Genomic DNA, 1802 nt, shown 5'->3' with positions numbered 1-1802 from the left:
CTGGCGGACGAGTTGCGCGCGGAGACGATTTCGGCGGTGGGGACGACCGGGGGTCACCTCGGATCGGGGTTGGGCGTGGTCGAGCTGACCACCGCGATTCACTATGTCTTCGATACCCCCAATGACCGGCTGGTGTGGGACGTCGGGCACCAATGCTATCCGCACAAGATCCTGACCGGCCGGCGCGACCGCATTCGCACCTTGCGCATGGGCGGCGGGCTGTCGGGCTTCACCAAGCGCAGCGAGAGCGAGTACGACCCGTTCGGCGCGGCGCATAGCTCGACCTCGATCTCGGCGGCGCTGGGTTTTGCGGTGGCCAACAAGCTGGCGGGCACGCCGGGCAAGGGCATTGCGGTGATCGGCGACGGCGCGATGTCGGCCGGCATGGCGTACGAGGCGATGAACAATGCCGAGCAGGCCGGCAACCGGCTGATCGTGATCCTCAACGACAATGACATGTCGATCGCGCCGCCGGTCGGCGGGCTGTCGGCGTACCTGGCGCGGCTGATCTCCTCCTCGGAATATCTCGGGCTGCGGAGTCTCGCGAGCAAGATCACGCGGCGCATCTCGAGCCGGATGCACAAGGCGGCGTCGCGGGCGGAAGAATATGCCCGCGGCATGGCGACCGGGGGCACCTTCTTCGAGGAGCTCGGCTTCTATTATGTCGGGCCGATCGACGGCCATAATCTCGATCATCTCATCCCGGTGCTGGAAAATGTCCGCGATGCCGAGGAGGGGCCGATCCTCGTCCATGTCGTGACCAAGAAGGGCAAGGGCTATGGCCCGGCCGAGGCCGCGGCCGACAAATATCACGGCGTGCAGAAGTTCGACGTGATCACCGGCGCGCAGGCCAAGGCACCGCCGGGCCCGCCGCAATATCAGAATGTGTTCGGCGCGCAGCTGGTGAAAGAAGCTGCCAGCGACCCGCGGATCTGCGCGATCACCGCAGCGATGCCGTCGGGCACCGGGCTCGACGCGTTCAGCAAGGCCTATCCGGAGCGCTTCTTCGACGTCGGCATCGCCGAACAGCATGGCGTGACCTTCGCCGCGGGCCTTGCGGCGCAGGGCATGCGGCCGTTCTGCGCGATCTACTCGACCTTCCTGCAGCGCGCCTATGATCAGGTGGTGCATGACGTGGCGATCCAGAACCTGCCCGTCAGGTTCGCGATCGACCGTGCCGGGCTGGTCGGCGCCGATGGCGCGACGCATGCCGGCAGCTTCGACGTGACCTATCTCGCGACCTTGCCCAACTTCGTGGTGATGGCGGCGGCCGACGAGGCCGAGCTGGTGCACATGACGCATACCGCCGCGCTGCACGACAGCGGGCCGATCGCGGTGCGCTACCCGCGCGGCAACGGCACCGGGGTCGAACTCCCCGCCACCGCGCAACAGCTCGAGATCGGCAAGGGTCGCATCGTCAAGGAAGGCCACAAGGTCGCGATCATGTCGCTCGGCACGCGGCTGGGCGAGGCGCTCAAGGCGGCCGAGATCCTCGAGGCCAAGGGGCTGTCGACGACGGTCGCCGACTTGAGGTTCGCCAAGCCGCTCGACGAGGCGCTGATCCGCAAGCTGCTGACAAGCCACGAGGTCGCGGTAACGATCGAGGAAGGGTCGGTCGGCGGGCTCGGCGCGCATGTGCTGACGCTGGCCAGCGACACCGGGCTGATCGATGGCGGGCTCAAGCTGCGCACCATGCGCCTGCCCGACACCTTCCAGGACCAGGACAAGCCCGAGCTGCAATATGCCGAAGCCGGGCTCGATGCCGATGCCATCGTCGAGACCGTGCTCAAGGCGCTGCGCCA

1 protein-coding gene is annotated in these 1802 nt (G+C 67.2%); it reads left to right on the top strand.

Annotated features, from left to right (window positions below; all coding sequences use genetic code 11):
- On the top strand, positions 1-1802 hold a 1802-nt coding region (gene dxs, locus U1839_RS26730; protein WP_332806598.1), incomplete at both ends, for a 1-deoxy-D-xylulose-5-phosphate synthase.

Origin of the sequence: Parasphingomonas halimpatiens (assembly GCF_036663795.1) — a bacterium.
Lineage (GTDB): Bacteria > Pseudomonadota > Alphaproteobacteria > Sphingomonadales > Sphingomonadaceae > Sphingomonas.
Note: the sequence above shows the minus strand (reverse complement) of the source record. Positions and strands in the feature narration are given on the sequence as shown.